The sequence below is a fragment of the Kitasatospora sp. NBC_01302 genome (assembly GCF_035976515.1).
Classification (GTDB): domain Bacteria; phylum Actinomycetota; class Actinomycetes; order Streptomycetales; family Streptomycetaceae; genus Kitasatospora.
The window spans coordinates 848,317-863,562 of sequence record NZ_CP108404.1 but is presented as its reverse complement, the minus strand read 5'-3'; the positions used below and the strand labels follow the sequence as shown (position 1 = coordinate 863,562).

Here is a 15,246-nt window from a genome sequence, read left to right as displayed (position 1 = left end):
TGGCCGAAGTCCGGGCCCGACGTCCTGGGAGGTCGTGATGAGCAAGCCGGTGCCGTACCGGATCGGAGCCGAGGTCCACTGCGAAGGAGGCGGCGACTGCGGGCGCCTGGAGCGGGTGGTGATCGATCCGCTGGCGGGCCAGGTCACCCACCTGGTGGTCGGCGACCGCCTGGTGCCCGTCGAGCTGATCGAACCGCTCGACGCGGTCGGAGAGCCCGCGAGCGGCCACCGCGCGGCAGCGCCCGACGAGGTCATCCGGCTGCGCTGCACGCCGGAGGAGGTCGACCGGCTGGAGCCCGCCGAGGAGACCCGCTACCTGCCCGGCGGCGTCAACCGCTTCGGCTACAACCCCAACGAATCGCTGCTGCTGCCCTACTACGGCCTGGGCGTGGGCGGCGCCGGCCTGGCGCCCGCACTGCTGACGCAGGACCCCGGGCCGACGCTGGTCGCGCAGGAGCGGATACCGCCCGGCGAGGTGCAGATCCGGCACGGCGACCGGATCGAGGCCACCGACGGTGCGATCGGCCGGGTCCAGGGCCTGGTGATCGACCAGCAGGACCACAGCGTGACGCACGTGCTGCTCCAGGAGGGGCACCTGTGGGGCCGCAAGACCGTGGCGATCCCGATCCGGGAGACCTACTGGAGCGGCGGCGTGGTCAAGGTGCGTCTGACCAAGTCCGAGCTGGGCGAGCTCCCGCCGGTCGAGCTGGACCCCGGTGCGACCACGGGCTGACCGCCGGCCGACCGCCGACCGCCGACCGCCGACCGACCACGGGCCGACCGCGACGCGCGGGCGACGGCAGCAGGTTGACGCGGCATCCGGGCGGCGGCATCATGGCGAACTGCGTGGCCTACGCCGAACCTCCCGCGACCGTCCCCAGCACGGTCTCCCAGTGGAGGCAAAGGGACCAGCGTCTCAGGTCGCTGTTGCAGCCCGTTCGCCTCGGGCGGGGTTGCTGGGGAGCCGTCGCCCCGGGGCGTGGAAGGCCGCAGTGACAGACCGATGACAATCCACAAGAACTTCAAGCGCCAGGTGCGCGCCCGTGCCGCCAGGACCGGCGAGTCCTACACCGCCGCGCTGCGACACTTCCGGCCGGCGCCGTCCGGGGCCCTCGCGCCGGACCTGCGCACCCCCGGGAGCGTGCGGCTCGCCGTCGCGCAGACCCCCGTCCGGGAGGATCCCCGCGACGCCGACGCGCTGCGCGCCAGCGGCCGCCAGGTCCGCGCCCTGATGCGCGAGGCCAGTGCCCGGGGCGCGCGGATCGTGCACTTCCCGGAGGGCGCGATCTGCTTCCCGCACAAGCTCGTCATGTCCGTCCACGGCCCCGAGGCGGTCGGCCCGGCGGACTGGGAGCGGTGCCGCTGGCCGGTGCTGCAGGAGGAGCTGGCCGCGATCGCGCAGCTGGCCCGCGAACTGCGGCTGTGGACGGTGATCGCCTCGGTGCACCGCCTGACCGGGCCGCACCGCCCGCACAACAGCCTGTACGTCGTCTCCGACCGCGGCGAGGTCGTCACCCGGTACGACGAGCGCCTGCTGTCGAACACCAAGGTCTCGTACCTGTACTCGCCGGGCACCGCGCCGGTGACCTTCGAGGTCGACGGCGTGCGCTTCGGCTGCCTGCTCGGCATCGAGATCCACTACCCGGAGCTGTTCGCCGAGTACGAGCAGCTCGACGTCGACTGCGTGCTGTTCTCCAGCACCGGTGTCCGGCCCGGCAACGCCGCCGCCCAGGCCCAGGGGCACGCCGCGGCCAACAGCTACTGGGTCAGCTTCTCGGTGCCGACCGAGCACAGCGCCACCGCGCCGTCCGGGGTCATCGCCCCGAACGGCGACTGGCTCGAACGCTGCCCGGCCGACGGGTCGCCGTCGGTGGCGGTGGTGGACCTCGACGACGGCGCCGAGGCCGCCGCCGAGGCGGTGACCCACGCGCGCCCTTGGCGTCGCCGCTCGCGCGCGGGCCTCTACGCCCCGCACCAGGTGTCGGATCCGCGGAGCGAGGACCGCACGGCCGCCTTCTGACGGTCGTTCACGTAGGGTACGAGCGATGGTGAGGGTGTCCGGGACCGTCCTGCCCGGACCGGTCCCGGACACCCTTGGTCAGATCTCAACCGATGGGGGGTCGGTGCCGGGTGGGTGCCGCACGAGAGCACGTCGATCGGTCAACTGCCGCGCGGCGGGCGGCCCACGGCGCCGTCGCCGGCTCGCTGGCGCTGCGCGGCGATCACGAGCTGCGTGAACTCGTCGACGGGGCACAGCCATTGGGTTCCGGCATCGGCGGCAGAACGGCGCTGCTCCAGGTGGCGGGCACCCCGGTCTTCGTGAAGCTGGTGCCGCTCACCGCCCTGGAGACGCGGCCGGAGCACACCCGGTCCACCGCGAACGTGTTCTCGCTGCCGGCCTTCTGCCACTACGGCATCGGCAGCCCCGGCTTCGGGGCCTGGCGCGAGCTCGCGGTGCACACCATGACCACCGACTGGGTGCTCGCGGGAGAGCACCCGGGATTCCCGCTGACCTACCACTGGCGGGTACTGCCGAACACCACGGCGCCAGGCCTGCCGGAGGACCTGGCCGACGTAGCGAAGACCGTTGCCTACTGGGGCGGTGGGCCGGAGGTCCGCGAACGGCTCGAGGCCCTGCGGCAGGCACCGGCGCACCTCGCGCTCTTCCTGGAGTACCTGCCGCAGACCCTGGGCCACTGGCTGGGCGAACGACTGCGGGCGGGCGGACCGGCCGCCGACCGCGCCTGCGCCATGGTGGAGCGGGAGTTGGCGTCCGTCACCTCGTTCATGCACGCGCGCGGGCTGCTGCACTTCGACGCGCACTTCGAGAACATCCTGACCGACGGCCGGCGGCTGTACTTCGCCGACTACGGCCTCGCGTTCTCCTCCCGCTTCGAACTGGAGCCGCCGGAGGCCGAGTTCTTCGAGCAGCACCGGAGCTACGACCGCTGCTACACCATCACCCACCTGGTGCACTGGCTGGTCACCCACCGGTACGGCCACCGGGGGGACGAGCGCGACGCACTGATCCGCGCCTTCGCCGAGGGCGAGCCGCCGCAGGGCCTCCCCGGCGGGGTGGCGGCGCTGCTGACCCGGCACGCGCCGCTCGCCACGGTGATGTCCGCGTTCTACCGCCGCCTCCAGCGGGAGGACCGAAAGGCCCCCTACCCGCTGGAGCAGATCCGCCGCACGGCAGGGGAGGTCCTGTCGTGACCGCCGAAGGGATACCCATGGACATCGGCCCCGCCGCGCCGGCCAGGCCCGCGCCCCCCGTGGACCCGGAGCTGGCTCCCGTGCTGGCTTCCTTCGGGGAGCTGCTGGAGAAGCCGCTCACCCCGGAGAACCTCGCGGCCAGGCAGCACCAGGATGCCACGTCCCGGCCCTGGCCGACGCTCCAACAGCTGCAGGAGGACGGCCGGTTCGAGGTCGCGCAGCTGCGGGCGCCGGGCGTCGCGGACGGGCCGGAGGTCCGCCTGGTCAGCGCCCGGCCCGCGGGGGCCACCGGCCCGCTGCCGCTCGTCTACTACCTGCACGGCGGCGGCATGATCATGGGCAACGCCTGGGCCGTGCTGCCGGGGGTGCTGCGCGAATGGGCGCAGCCGCTGGGGCTCGCGGTCATCTCCGTCGAGTACCGCCTGGCGCCGCAGACGCGCTACCCCGGCCCGGTGGAGGATTGCTACGCCGGACTGCGCTGGGCGGCCGAGCACGCGGCCGAACTCGGCATCGACGCCGAGCGCATCATCATCGCGGGCAAGAGCGCGGGCGGCGGACTCGCCGCCGCGCTCGCCCTGCTGACCCGCGACCGCGGCGGGCCGGTGCCGATCGGCCAGTTGCTGCTGAGCCCGATGCTCGACGACCGCGGCGCCACCTTCTCCAGCCACCAGATGGCCGGCCGTGACCTGTGGGACCGCACCTCCAACGCCACCGCGTGGCAGGCCCTGCTGGGCGACCGCTACGGCGCCGCCGACCTGCCGCCCTACGCGGCCCCCGCCCGCGCCACCGACCTGTCCGCGCTGCCCCCGGCCTACCTGGAGGTGGGCTCGGCCGAGACCTTCCGGGACGAGGTCGTGGCCTACGCCAACACGCTCTGGCAGTGCGGCGGCGAGGCCGAACTGCACGTCTGGTCGGGCGCGTTCCACGGCTTCGACGCCCTCGCCCCGCAGGCCGCGCTCACCCGCGACGCCCGCGAGGCCCGCTCCCGCTGGCTGCGGCGCCTGCTCGGGCGGTGAGCCCGGGGCCCCGGTGCTCCAGCCGGACACGGTCGGTCGATCCGAGGTCCGTCGTCGCACTCGGGAACACGCGGGTCATGTCACGGTAAGTGACTTCTCGCTCACTGGATCGTAGCCTCGGCTTGACCATGAAAGTCGGCTCACGCCGCCGCCCGCGAGGCCGGCCGGAGGCGTCCGGCGTCCAGTGAACGGGAAACCTGATGAGAGCCTGGCTACGGGCAGTCACTGCGGCTGCCCTGACGACCCTCCTTGCCACCGCGGGGCTGAGCGTGCAAGGGGCCACCGCCGCGGCCGGACCCGATGGGGACCGCGCGGCGCGGTGCGCGCCCGGGGTGGCGGTGGGCCCGGACGGGGCCGACTTCTACGAACCGCCGTCACCGCTGCCCAGCGGCCAACATGGTGACCTGATCTGGGCTCGTCGCATCGACGGGCCCGGGCATGCGCGGGCGTGCAAGATCCTCTACCTGTCGACGCTGCACGACGGCACGCCGGTCGCCGTCTCCGGTCTGGTCGTCTGGCCGGACGGGCCGGCGCCGTCGGGCGGGCGGAACGTGGTGGCGTGGGCCCACGGGACCGTCGGTGGCCCGCGGCAGTGCGCGCCGTCGGCCGCGCCGGATCCGGCCCGGAACCTCGACGACTACTTCAGCTACCAGAGCCCGTTCGGGATCGATGTCGGGGTTCCGGCACTGACCGACTTCCTCGGTGCCGGTGACGTGGTGGTGGCGACCGACTACCAGGGGCTGGGGACGCCCGGCGTCCATCAGTACGTGGTCGGTGCGACCGAGACGCACAACGTGCTGGACTCGGTCACCGCGGCGCAGCAGCTCCGCACGGCGCACGCGGGCAAGCGGGTGGCCGTGCTGGGCTGGTCGCAGGGCGGCGGTGCCGGGCTGTTCGTCGCCCAGTACGGCCCGGCCTACAGCCCGGACCTCGACCTGGTCGGCGTGGCCGCGCTCGCGCCGGCGGCCGACCTCGGTCCGCAGTTCGCCGGACTCGTGCCGCCCGGTCCGCGCAACGAGTCCTCGGAGGCGCACAACGCCGCGCTGCGGATCAACGTCTACCGGGGGTTCCTGGCGGCCTACCCCGAACTCCGCGCGACCGACGTGCTGCAGGAGGCCGGGCTGCAGGCGCTGGCGGGCGACGGAGTCGCGTGCATCGAGCACTTCGCCGACGTGATCCAGAACAACGTGGCCGACGAGCACCAGTTGGACACCCTGTTCAAGCCGGTGCGCGACGTGCCGCAGGCGTGGAGCAACCGCTTCCACGAGAACACCCCGGGGTACGCCACCACCGTGGCTCCGGTGCTGGTCATGCAGGGGACGGCCGACACGGTCATCAACCCGCACTCCACCGAGCAGTACATCAGGCGGGCCTGCACGTTCGGCCGGCCGGTCGAGTACACGACCTACCAGGGCGCGACCCACAACACGATCCCGTTCGAGGCGCAGCAGGAGTACCTGGCGTGGATCGCCGACCGGTTCGCCGACGGTACCGCTCCCTCGAACTGCTGATCCACAGGCCGTAGTACGGCCGGAGTGTGCCGCGCACGAGGTGCACCGGCTCACGGGTTCCGAGAACCCGTGAGCCGGTGCACCTCGTCACGTCCCCGGCGCAGGACGCCGGGGATCAGGCGCGCAGCATCAGCAGCACCAGCGCCGCCGACCAGCTGAAGTTGGTGGAGTTGCGCCCCGCGCCGGTCAGCGGGTCGTAGTTCTCCCGCAGCGGGCCGTCGCTGCTCAGCCCCTCGGCGGTCGCCAGCAGGCGCTCGGTCAGTTGCGCGGCGTCCTGGTGCCAGCCGTAGCGGCGCAGACCGGTCAGGGCGAAGTAGCTCTGGTCGATCCAGGACAGGCCGCGCCAGTAGCCGGCCGGGTCGAAGAAGGCGGAGCTGCGGGCGACGGTCGGGAACGGCATCGCGGTGCCGAACTCGCCGGGGGCGAGCAGCAGGGCGCGGACCGCTCGGGCCTGGGCGGGGGAGGCGGTGCCGGACCAGAGCGGGACGGCGCCCTCGATGCCGCGGCCACGGGCGGTGAGGCGGGCGCCGGTGGTCAGGTCGGTGTCGTGGAACCAGCCGGTGGCCTGGTCGAACATGGTGTCGCGGACGGCCCGGTCGATCGCCTGGGCCTGGCCGCGCAGCCGGGCGGCGGTCGGTGCGTCGCCCAACTCGGCCGCGATGGCGGCCAGGTGGCGGTGGTCGGCGGCCTGGTAGGCGTTCAGGTCGACGGAGCGCTGGGTCAGGGACCAGCCCAGCAGGGTGCCGTCCTTGCCGTGGTTGGCGACGACGCCGGCGCCGAGGGCCGCGTCGAAGCGCGGGGCGTTGTCCATGCCCGACTCCCAGGCCGCGGCCTGGCGGCAGTCCTCGGGGGTGGCGTTGGCCGGGTCCACCGTGGCGCCGTACTCGCACAGGCCCTCGCCGTCGTGGTCCCGGTCGCGGTACCACCACTGCTGGTAGGCGGTCAGCTTGGGCAGCAGCTCGTGCAGGAACGCGCGGTCGCCGCCGCGCCGGTAGACCTCCCAGACCGCCCAGGAGGCCAGCGGGGGCTTGGAGTTGCGCTCGTTCCAGTTGCCGCCGCCGGTGCTGGGGTCGTTGTAGAAGATGCAGTCCGGGACCATGCCGGCGTCCGCGGGACGGTCGGACCAGTCGGGGGCGATCTGGTGGTCGAACATCGCCCGGATCTGGTCGGCGGCCAGGGCGGGCGCGAAGACGGCGGTGCCGACGGCCTGCTTCCAGGTGTCCCAGGCCCAGGCGCCGTTGAACCACTTGTTGGAGAGCGAGGGCGTGACCGCGTCGTGCCGGATCTGCCCGGCCGGGCTGCGCCAGTTGGTGACCAGCGTCTGGACGCACTTGACGGCCGTGCGCGCCCGCGCGGCCGGGACGCCCTCGGTGGCCCGGGCGAGGTAGCCGGCCCAGCGCGCGGCGCCGGCCGCCACGACCGCCTCCGGTGCGCGCAGTGCGGCGTCGGCCTCGGTGACGGCGCGGGCGTACTCGGCGTCGGTGAAGGTGTAGCTCTCGGTCCAGTCCAGGGTGTGCTCGGCACCCGCTACCAGCCTTACGGAGTCGGCCAGTTCGGTGCGGTAGCCGTCACCGCTGAGGGTGGTGCGCACCGGGTCGAGGTGGCGGACCTCGAAGCGCTCGGTGCCGTCGGTGAGGTAGTCCCAGGTCTGCCGCACCCGGGCGAACCGGACGCCGACGCCGCGCTCGGCCGCGACCAGCGTCGGCGCGTCGTGCTGCGGGGCGTCGGCCGGGCGCAGCAGCGTGCCGCTCCAGGCGATCGCCAGGGTCCGCTCGCCCGGGCCGCCGTTGACCAGCCGGGCCCGGACCAGGGCGGTGCGGTTGCCGGCGAAGCGCAGTTCGAGGGTGAGCGCGAGCCCGCCGCCCAGCTGGTAGGACTGCCGTAACAGGCCCGGCAGGGACTGGAGTCGGGGCGCGCCGCCCGCGGTGAGGTCCAGCGCCCGGCCCTGCTCGCTCACCAGCAGGCGGCTGAAGCCGTCGCTGAGCCACCAGGGGTACTCCTGGGCCAGGTGGAGCGGGCCGGTGAAGCCGCCGAGGGGGTCCTGCGGGCGCGGCAGGGCGTAGGCGTGCCAGGCGCCGAGGTCGGCGAAGACGTTGATCGGGTTGTTGTCGGCGGCGTCGCCGGGGTAGGCCTGGGTGGGGGTGCCGTGCAGGTCCAGCACATCGGCCCAGCGCTCGTCGGCAGCGGCAGCGGCAGCGGCATCGGGACCGGCAGCGGCATCAGGACCGGCAGCAGCCTCAGCGGCCGGGGCCCCGAGCGCACCGGCCATGGTGAGGGCGACCCCGGTGGCGGTGGTTCCGGCCAGGAAGTGACGGCGGTTCAGCGGGCTCATGAGCGCTCCTCGGCGGGTGTGGGCAGCGGAACGCGGACGACGGCGGCGCCGAGCGGGTCCAGGCTCACGCCCCCGCTGACGTCCGCGCCGGTGAGCAGGTCGGTCCCGCCGGCCAGCGGGACGTGGCAGGCGGCCGGGCGGTGGTTGAGCAGGAACAGGTAGTCGGTCCCGTCGGCGGCCCGGCGGCGGGTGGCCTCGACGCCGTCGGGCAGGCCCGCCAGCTCCGGGGCCACCCCGGCCTCGGCGATCGGCAGGTCGAGCACCGACCCCACGTCGGCGGTGCCGAGCCGGCAGCTCAGGTACCACGCGCCGCCGCGGCCGTGGCGGCGCCTGGTGACGGCGGGCAGGCCGGCCAACTCGCCCTCGGTGTAGTACGCGAGGGCCTCGGCCCCCGCCAGCTCGAGCCACTCGCTCCAGTGCACCGCCTGCAGCTCGCGCTCCCCGAACCGCACGGCCGTCGCCGCTCCGTCCGGGATCGGCCAGTGCTCGTCCACGACGACGCCCAGCAGCGGGCGCAGCGGTCCCGGGTGGCCGCCGGGGTGGATGTGGTCGTGCCGGTCGCTGATCCCGCTGAACGGACCGCAGACCAACTGGCCGCCCGCCGCCACGAAGGCGGTGAGCCGCTCGGCGGTGGCGGTGTCGAGCAGGTACAGGTTGGGGGCCAGCAGCAGCCGGTGGCCGTCCAGCTCGCCGGTGGGCGGCACGAAGTCCACGGTGATGCCGCGCTCGTACAGTGCCGCGTACCAGGGCCGGAGCAGGTCGGGCCAGCGCAGCCGGGCCGAGGGGTGGTCGTCCAGCTCCAGTGCCCACCAGCTGTCCCAGTCGAGCAGCACGGCCGCCCGCCCGCGGATCCGGCTGCCGGCGATCTCGCCCAGCCGGCGCAGCTCGGCGCCCAGGTCGACGGTCGCCCGCCAGCCGCGCGAGGCGGTGCCCCGGTGCGGCAGCATCGCGCTGTGGAACTTCTCGGCACCGGCCACCGAGGCGCGCCACTGGAAGTGCAGCACCCCGTCGGCGCCCCGGGCCAGCGCCTGCAGCGACCAGAGCCGGTACAGGGCGGGCGGTTTGGGCAGGTTGACCGGCCGCCAGCTGACGGCGGACGGCGCCTGCTCCATCAGCAGCCAGGGTCGGCCGCCCTTGAGCGAGCGCATCAGGTCGTAGTTCATCGCCGCGGTCACGTGGGCGCGCGGGTCGGCGGGGTCGGGGTAGGAGTCGTCGGAGACCAGGTCCTCGTGGCGGCTCCACTCCCAGTAGTCCAGCGACTTGAGCATCGACATGAAGTTGGTGGTGACCGGCACGCCGGGCGAGACCTCGTCGAGGACGGCCTTCTCGGCGCGGTACAGCGCCAGCAGCGCGTCCGAGCCGAACCGGCGCCAGTCAAGGAGCTGGGTCGGGTTGACCGGACCGGGCGCGGTGCGCGGCGGCTCGATCTCCGCGAACCGCCCGTAGTGCTGCGACCAGAAGGCCGTGCCCCAGCAGCGGTTGAGCTCCGCGATCCGCCCGCCGTACCGCTCGCGCAGCCAGCGGCGGAAGGCGGCGGCGGAGTCGGGGCAGAAGCACTCCGTGACGTGGTCGCCGTACTCGTTGTGGACGTGCCACAGCACGGGCGCCGGATGGCCGTGGTAGCGCGCGGCCAGTGCCCGGGTGAGCCGGACGGCGGCGGCCCGGTAGACGGGGGAGGAGGGGCAGTAGTGCTGGCGCGAGCCGAACTCCAGCCGCACCCCGTCCGCGGTGACCGGCAGCAGCTCGGGGTGGGCGCGGACCAGCCAGGCGGGTGGCGAGGCGGTGGCGGTGGCCAGGTCGACGGCGACGCCGTGCGCGTGGCAGCGGTCCAGCAGCCGGTCCAGCCAGCCGAAGTCCCAGCTGTCGGCGTCGGGTTGGAGCCTGGCCCAGGCGAAGACGCCGACGGTGACCAGGTTGACCCCGGCCTGCGCCATCAGCTCCAGGTCCTCCGCCCAGACCTCCTCGGGCCACTGCTCGGCGTTCCAGTCCCCGCCGTACAGCAGGCCGGGGACCCGGGTGAGGGCGGCCGGGCGGGCCGCACCGTCGTTCACCGTGCCGCCGGCCGGGGGCCGTTGAGGCCGTCGGAGCCGTTGGGGTCATCGGGGTCGTCAGGGCTGTCGGGGTCGTCCGGGCCGCTCCCCGGCCGGACGGCCGTGACGACGTAGTAGTCCAACAGCCCGCTCCGGTAGGCGTGCAGGAAGTTGCGCGGCCAGCTGCCCGGCTCCCACCAGCGGGAGAGCCAGCGGTCCCACCCGGCCCACACCTGCGGCCCGATCGACTCGACGCGCACCTGGGTGAGCCCGGCCGCCGTGAAGGCCTGTGCGAGCGCGGCCACCGGCCGGGCGATGTCCAGGCCGCCCGCGAACGTCTCCAGCAGCTTAGCGAGTTCGCCCGGCCGGTCCGGCCCGTCGTCGACGGTGAAGAAGCTGGTGACGACCGCCCGCCCGCCCGGGCGCAGCACCCGCGCGGCCTCCGCGGCGAAGGCGGTCAGATCCGGGAAGTGCTGGGCGGCCTCCACACTCACGACGGCGTCGAACCCGCCCGCCCCCGACGGCATCTGCTCCGCCGCCCCCTGGACGAACCGCAGCCGCTGCGGCTCGCGCTCCAGCAGACCGGCGTGCGCCGCACGGGCCCGGCGCAGCTGCTCGGGGTGGATGTCCATGCCGGTGACCTCGCCGGGGCCGTACTCCCGCAGCGCCAGCGCGCAGCCCATCCCGAGCCCGCAGCCCACCTCCAGCACCCGCCGCTCGCGCAGCGGCCCGGCGGCGTCCAGGACCAGCCGGTAGAGGTCCTCCTGACTGCGGATCCGCTCCGCCTCGCCGAGCGGGAGAGCCAGATCGATGCCCCGCCAGTAGCCGAAGTTGATGAACCCGCCGGCGAAGATCTGCAGCCCGCCCAGGTCGGCCGGACCGTACGTCTCCCGCACCACGGGCCGCATGGCGGGGCAGTCCCGCCCCGTCTCGTCGGTCATGTCTCGCACCCTCCTGACAGCGCACACCGTCACTTGTGCGCCCCTCGTCACGGCACCGCCGTCCGACCGTGACAACGCCGCGCACGGCCGTCCGGTGACGAGCTTCATCCTCCGTGAGGGACACGTGCTCCTTCAAGTGGCCGAACGCACCCGCCGTGCCGTCAGAAGCCCCTAGACTCCGGTGAAGTGAGCACCCCGCGCCCGGCAGCAGACATCCGCGAGGTCCCCGAGGGGCACCTGGGCCGGGCCCTGGACCTCGCCTCGCTGGTCTTCCACGAGAGCTACGACACGGAGCAGCGCGACCGGTACCGCAAGCTGCTGCGCCGCTGCGACCGGCTCGGCGCTTACGCGGACGGCCAGGTGGTGGGCCTGCTCGCCGCCCACCGGCTGCGGCTCTCCGTCCCCGGCGGCCAACTGCCCTGCGCCGGGCTGACCTTCGTCTGCGTGGCGCCCACCCACCGCCGGCGCGGGGTGCTCTCCGCGATGCTCGCGCAGCTGTGGCGCGACTGCGCCGCCCAGGGGCGCCCGCTCGCCGCGCTCTGGGCCTCGGAGGCCGCCATCTACGGCCGCCACGGCTTCGGTGCGGCCACCCACCTGACCACGCTGGAGATCGACTCCACCCGGCCGCTCGCCCTGCGCCTGACCCCCGACCCCGGGCCGCTGCGCCTGCTGGACGCCGCCGAGGCCCCCGGCCTGCTCGGCCCCCACTACGAGGCGAGCCGCTCCCGGCGCGCCGGGCGGCCCGCCCGCGACCGCCTCTGGTGGCGCGAACAGGTGCTGCCCGAGGAGGACGAGGACGACGACGAACTCGGCCCGCCACGGATCGTGGTCTCGGGCCGGGAGCCGTACGCCGGCTACGCGATCTACCGCACCCGCGGCGGCGACGAGGACAACGGCACCCCCGGACTCGTCGAGGTCCACGAGCTGGAGAGCGACAGCGCTGCCGTGGCGGCCGCCCTGTGGAGCTACCTCGCCGGTCTCGACCTGACCGGCCGGGTCCGCGCCTGGGGCCGCCCGGCCGACGACGTCCTGCCGCTGATCAGCGCCGACCGCGACCAGGTGCGGATCACCCGGCAGTTCCCGGCGCTCTGGCTGCGCCTGGTGGACGTGCGCGCGGCCCTGACCGCCCGCGACTGGGCCGCGCCCGTCGACCTCGTCCTCGAGGTGCGCGACGAGGCGGTCCCCGCCAACCACGGCCGGTTCCGCCTGACCGCCGGCCCGGCCGGCGCTGCGGGCGCTGTCCGGGACGGCAACCGGTACGAGCCGACCACCGACCCCGCCGACCTCGTGCTCGACGTCCGCGACCTGGCCGCCTGCTACCTCGGCGACACCGGGCTGCACCCCCTGGTGCGGGCCGGACTCGTCACCGAACGCACGCCGGGCGCGGCCCGACGCCTCGACGCCGCGCTGCGCACCGAGCTGCTGCCGTTCACCCACGACGAGTTCTGACGCGTAGGCGGCCTCGGCGAGGCGCTCCCAGCCCACGCTGCCGTTCACCCACGACGAGTTCTGACCCGGGGAGGTCCGAGGTCGCTACCGGTGGGGCGGCGGGATGGTCGCGATGCCGGGGGAGGGTTCGGGCCACACCAGCAGCACGGGGCAGGGCGCGTGGTCGACCACGAAGCGGCCGGCCGGGCCGAGGCTGCGCGGGCCCAGGTGGCTGCGGTCGCCGTCGCGGGCGAGGATCAGCAGCTCGGCTCCGTCGGCCGCCGCGACCACCTCGCGTTCCACCCGCCCGCTGCGCGCCACCCGGGTGCAGTCGCGGCCCAGGCGTTCGGCGGCGGCGTCCAGGAGTCGGCGGGCACCGGCCGCGGCGAGGTCCGCCACCCGGTTGCCGGGGTCGCTGCCCCAGCCCTCGGCCGGGCGGTGCGCGCCGGGGTGCCCGCCAGGGTGATCGCCGGGGTGGCGACGGGCGTGGCCGCCGGGGTGGCCGCGTCCGAGGAGCCCGGCGAACGCGCCGTGTGCGGCGCCGGGGACGTCGTCGTCGCTGACGTGGAGCAGCACGATCGCGGCGTCGGCCGGGGCGTGGGCGCGGGCGGCGTCCACGCAGGCGGGCCAGGTGCCCTCGGTGATCCAGACGACGACGTCCACGGCGGCTACCCTCCGACGATCTGCAGTGCCCCCCACAGTGCCACCACGGCCAGGGCCAGGGCAGTGGGCACGACGAGCAGACCCAGCCGGCTGAACTCGCCCAGGTTCACCTCGGTGTCGTGCTCGCGCACGATGCGCCGCCACAACAGGGTGGCCAGTGAGCCGGCGTAGGTGAGGTTCGGACCGATGTTCACCCCGAGCAGGACCGCCAGCACCGCACCGGGGCCCGACGCGGCGGCCAGCGGCAGCAGCACCAGGGTGGCGGGCAGGTTGTTGATGACGTTCGCCAGCACGGCCGACAGGACGGCGGTGCCCAGCAGCGCGGGCAGCGCGGTGCCGTGCGGCACGAGGTGCGCGAGCGCGCCGGCCAGCCCGTTGTCGACCACCGCCCGCACCACGATGCCGAGCGCCAGCACGAACGCCAGGAACGGCACGGCCGCGGAGCGGACGATCGCGCGCGGCGTGGTGCGGCGCTGGGCCAGGGCGCGGGCGGCGAGCACCAGGGCGCCGGCCAGCGCGGCCCAGGCGGGGTCGATGCCGAGCGCGGAGGTCAGCACGAAGCCGGCCAGCGTGCCGGCCACCGTGACCAGGGCGAACAGCGGCATCTGCGGTGCCGCGCCGGCGGTCGGGGCCTGGGCGCCGGCGTCGAGATCGGTGGCGAAGAACCGGCGCAGCACCACGTACTCGACCCCGATGGCGACCAGCCACGGCAGCACCATCAGCGCGGCGAAGCGGGTGAAGCTCAGCCCGCTGGCGGTGAAGGCGAGCAGGTTGGTGAGGTTGGAGACCGGCAGCAGCAGCGAGGCGGTGTTCGACAGGTGGGTGCAGGCGTAGACGTGCGGCTTGGGGCGGGCACCGAGCCGGGCGGCCGTGGCGAAGACCACCGGGGTCAGCAGCACCACGGTGGCGTCCAGGCTCAGCACCGCCGTGATCACCGAGGCGACCACGAACACTTGTACGAGCAGGCTGCGGGGCTGCCCCGCCGCGGTCCGGGCCATCCAGGCCCCGCAGGCCTGGAACAGCCCCTCGTCGTCGCAGAGCTGGGCCAGCACCAGGACGGCCGCCAGGAAACCGATCACCGGACCGAGCCGGGCGGCCTCGCTCGCCGCGTGCGCCGGGGAGATTGCGCCGGTCGCGACGACGATGCCCGCGGCGGGCACCGCGACCACCGCCTCCGGCAGGCCCCACGGGCGGATCACCGCAGCGGCCAGCAGCAGCGCCAGCAGGCCGACCGACAGGGCTTCGGCGAGCGACGTGTTCAGGATTTCCTCGTTTCCGGTGGATCGGACGTGCGGTGGACTGGACGTGCGGTGGACTGGACGTGCGGTGGGTCGGGCGTTGCGGTCGATCGGACGTGCGGTGGATCGGGCCCGGGCGTGGAGCGGTCAGTGCTCGCCGAGGAAGATCTCGTGTACCTCGCGGACCGCGTAGTACACCAGCACGTAGCCGGCCGCCGGGTCGGCCCACCACCAGCCCAGCGCACTGTTGAGGACCAGACCGAGCAGCACGGCCGCGGCCAGCAGGCCGTCGACCAGGGTGACCCTGCCCTCGGTCCGCAGCACCGGGTTGTCCAGCGCGCGGCCGGTCCGGGCCTTGCCCGCGGCCAGCGCGAACATCACGGCGGCGGTCACCGCGGTCCAGGCGATGCCGAGCGAGGAGTGGCGCGGGTGGAAGCCGGTGACCAGGACCAGCGTCGACTGCACCGTCAGGTAGAGCGCGAGCAGGCCGAAACCGGCGCCGATCAGCCGCAGCGCCCGCTTCTGGCGCGCCGCGCTGCTGCCCGACAGCTCCCAGACCACCACGGCGGAGGCGCCGATCTCGATCAGCGAGTCCAGGCCGAAACCGGCCAGCGCCACCGAGCGTGCGCCGATCGCCGCGACGGCGAGCACCACGATGCCGATCACGTTCCAGCTCAGGGTGGCCCATTCCAGCGCGAAGCCCCGGCGCACCAGCCGTGCGGTGTCCAGGGGCGCCGGGGGCGAGGTCGTGGTCATGCGCAGGATTCTTCCAGGGCCGGCCGACGGTCCGCGGGGGCGGGGCCGTGCGGCGGCCCGCGGGCGAGGCCCTTCCGTATGCATGCTTGAAGGAGTGTTCATATGTTCCTGTATGGTG

General features: G+C 74.5%; 12 protein-coding genes. 6 read left to right on the top strand and 6 right to left on the bottom strand.

All coding sequences use genetic code 11. The features are described 5' to 3' along the window. Window positions 1–37 precede the first annotated feature (37 nt). The 5 genes from OG294_RS04000 to OG294_RS03980 all read left to right on the top strand — a co-directional run bounded on the left by OG294_RS04000 (window position 38) and on the right by OG294_RS03980 (window position 5,740). Window positions 38–733: a hypothetical protein gene (locus OG294_RS04000; RefSeq protein WP_327064975.1), complete on the top strand. Its 696-nt coding sequence runs from the start codon at window positions 38–40 to the stop codon at window positions 731–733. Between the two features lie 270 nt (window positions 734–1,003). Next, entirely contained in the window at window positions 1,004–2,020 is a 1,017-nt protein-coding gene (locus OG294_RS03995; protein WP_327064974.1) for a carbon-nitrogen hydrolase family protein, read from the top strand. Between the two features lie 92 nt (window positions 2,021–2,112). Next, window positions 2,113–3,213, top strand: a complete 1,101-nt coding sequence (locus tag OG294_RS03990) for a protein kinase family protein (protein ID WP_442789105.1) — start codon at window positions 2,113–2,115, stop codon at window positions 3,211–3,213. Window positions 3,214–3,230: 17 nt separating this feature from the next. Next, window positions 3,231–4,229, top strand: a complete 999-nt coding sequence (locus OG294_RS03985; protein WP_327071442.1) for an alpha/beta hydrolase — start codon at window positions 3,231–3,233, stop codon at window positions 4,227–4,229. A gap of 269 nt (window positions 4,230–4,498) precedes the next feature. Next, window positions 4,499–5,740 (top strand): lipase family protein, encoded by a 1,242-nt coding sequence (locus OG294_RS03980; RefSeq protein ID WP_327064972.1) that lies wholly within the window; start codon window positions 4,499–4,501, stop codon window positions 5,738–5,740. A gap of 115 nt (window positions 5,741–5,855) precedes the next feature. Here the strand turns inward: OG294_RS03980 and OG294_RS03975 are convergent, their stop codons facing one another. Genes OG294_RS03975 through OG294_RS03965 form a run of 3 tightly spaced genes read right to left on the bottom strand, consistent with a single transcriptional unit; the run spans window position 5,856 to window position 11,043 of the window. Then, window positions 5,856–8,072: an MGH1-like glycoside hydrolase domain-containing protein gene (locus tag OG294_RS03975; RefSeq protein WP_327064971.1), complete on the bottom strand. Its 2,217-nt coding sequence runs from the start codon at window positions 8,070–8,072 to the stop codon at window positions 5,856–5,858. Beyond that, window positions 8,069–10,123 carry a beta-galactosidase gene (locus tag OG294_RS03970; RefSeq protein WP_327064970.1) on the bottom strand — a complete coding sequence of 685 codons (2,055 nt, stop codon included), beginning with the start codon at window positions 10,121–10,123 and terminating at the stop codon, window positions 8,069–8,071. Before OG294_RS03970 ends, OG294_RS03975 begins: the two co-directional genes overlap by 4 nt. After that, entirely contained in the window at window positions 10,120–11,043 is a 924-nt protein-coding gene (locus OG294_RS03965) for a class I SAM-dependent methyltransferase (RefSeq protein ID WP_327064969.1), read from the bottom strand. The genes OG294_RS03970 and OG294_RS03965 overlap by 4 nt, the downstream gene beginning before the upstream one ends. Window positions 11,044–11,229: 186 nt before the next feature. Between OG294_RS03965 and OG294_RS03960 the strand changes: the two genes are divergently transcribed. Next, window positions 11,230–12,492, top strand: a complete 1,263-nt coding sequence (locus OG294_RS03960) for a GNAT family N-acetyltransferase (protein WP_327064968.1) — start codon at window positions 11,230–11,232, stop codon at window positions 12,490–12,492. Between the two features lie 84 nt (window positions 12,493–12,576). Here OG294_RS03960 and OG294_RS03955 read toward each other — a convergent pair whose 3' ends face one another. From OG294_RS03955 to OG294_RS03945, 3 genes are all read right to left on the bottom strand, one after another. Then, window positions 12,577–13,134 carry a universal stress protein gene (locus tag OG294_RS03955; protein WP_327064967.1) on the bottom strand — a complete coding sequence of 186 codons (558 nt, stop codon included), beginning with the start codon at window positions 13,132–13,134 and terminating at the stop codon, window positions 12,577–12,579. A 5-nt stretch (window positions 13,135–13,139) separates the two neighbouring features. Beyond that, window positions 13,140–14,396, bottom strand: a complete 1,257-nt coding sequence (locus OG294_RS03950; RefSeq protein ID WP_327071441.1) for an arsenic transporter — start codon at window positions 14,394–14,396, stop codon at window positions 13,140–13,142. A 123-nt stretch (window positions 14,397–14,519) separates the two neighbouring features. Then, window positions 14,520–15,128 (bottom strand): cation transporter, encoded by a 609-nt coding sequence (locus OG294_RS03945; protein ID WP_327064966.1) that lies wholly within the window; start codon window positions 15,126–15,128, stop codon window positions 14,520–14,522. Between the last annotated feature and the right edge of the window lie 118 nt (window positions 15,129–15,246).

Bases quoted from the DNA above. Each gene is read 5' to 3' on its own strand.
- OG294_RS04000 (WP_327064975.1), top strand. From the start codon at position 38: ATGAGCAAGCCGGTGCCGTACCGGATCGGAGCCGAGGTCCACTGCGAA.
- OG294_RS03995 (WP_327064974.1), top strand. From the start codon at position 1,004: ATGACAATCCACAAGAACTTCAAGCGCCAGGTGCGCGCCCGTGCCGCC.
- OG294_RS03990 (WP_442789105.1), top strand. From the start codon at position 2,113: ATGGGGGGTCGGTGCCGGGTGGGTGCCGCACGAGAGCACGTCGATCGG.
- OG294_RS03985 (WP_327071442.1), top strand. From the start codon at position 3,231: ATGGACATCGGCCCCGCCGCGCCGGCCAGGCCCGCGCCCCCCGTGGAC.
- OG294_RS03975 (WP_327064971.1), bottom strand. From the start codon at position 8,072: ATGAGCCCGCTGAACCGCCGTCACTTCCTGGCCGGAACCACCGCCACC.
- OG294_RS03965 (WP_327064969.1), bottom strand. From the start codon at position 11,043: ATGACCGACGAGACGGGGCGGGACTGCCCCGCCATGCGGCCCGTGGTG.
- OG294_RS03945 (WP_327064966.1), bottom strand. From the start codon at position 15,128: ATGACCACGACCTCGCCCCCGGCGCCCCTGGACACCGCACGGCTGGTG.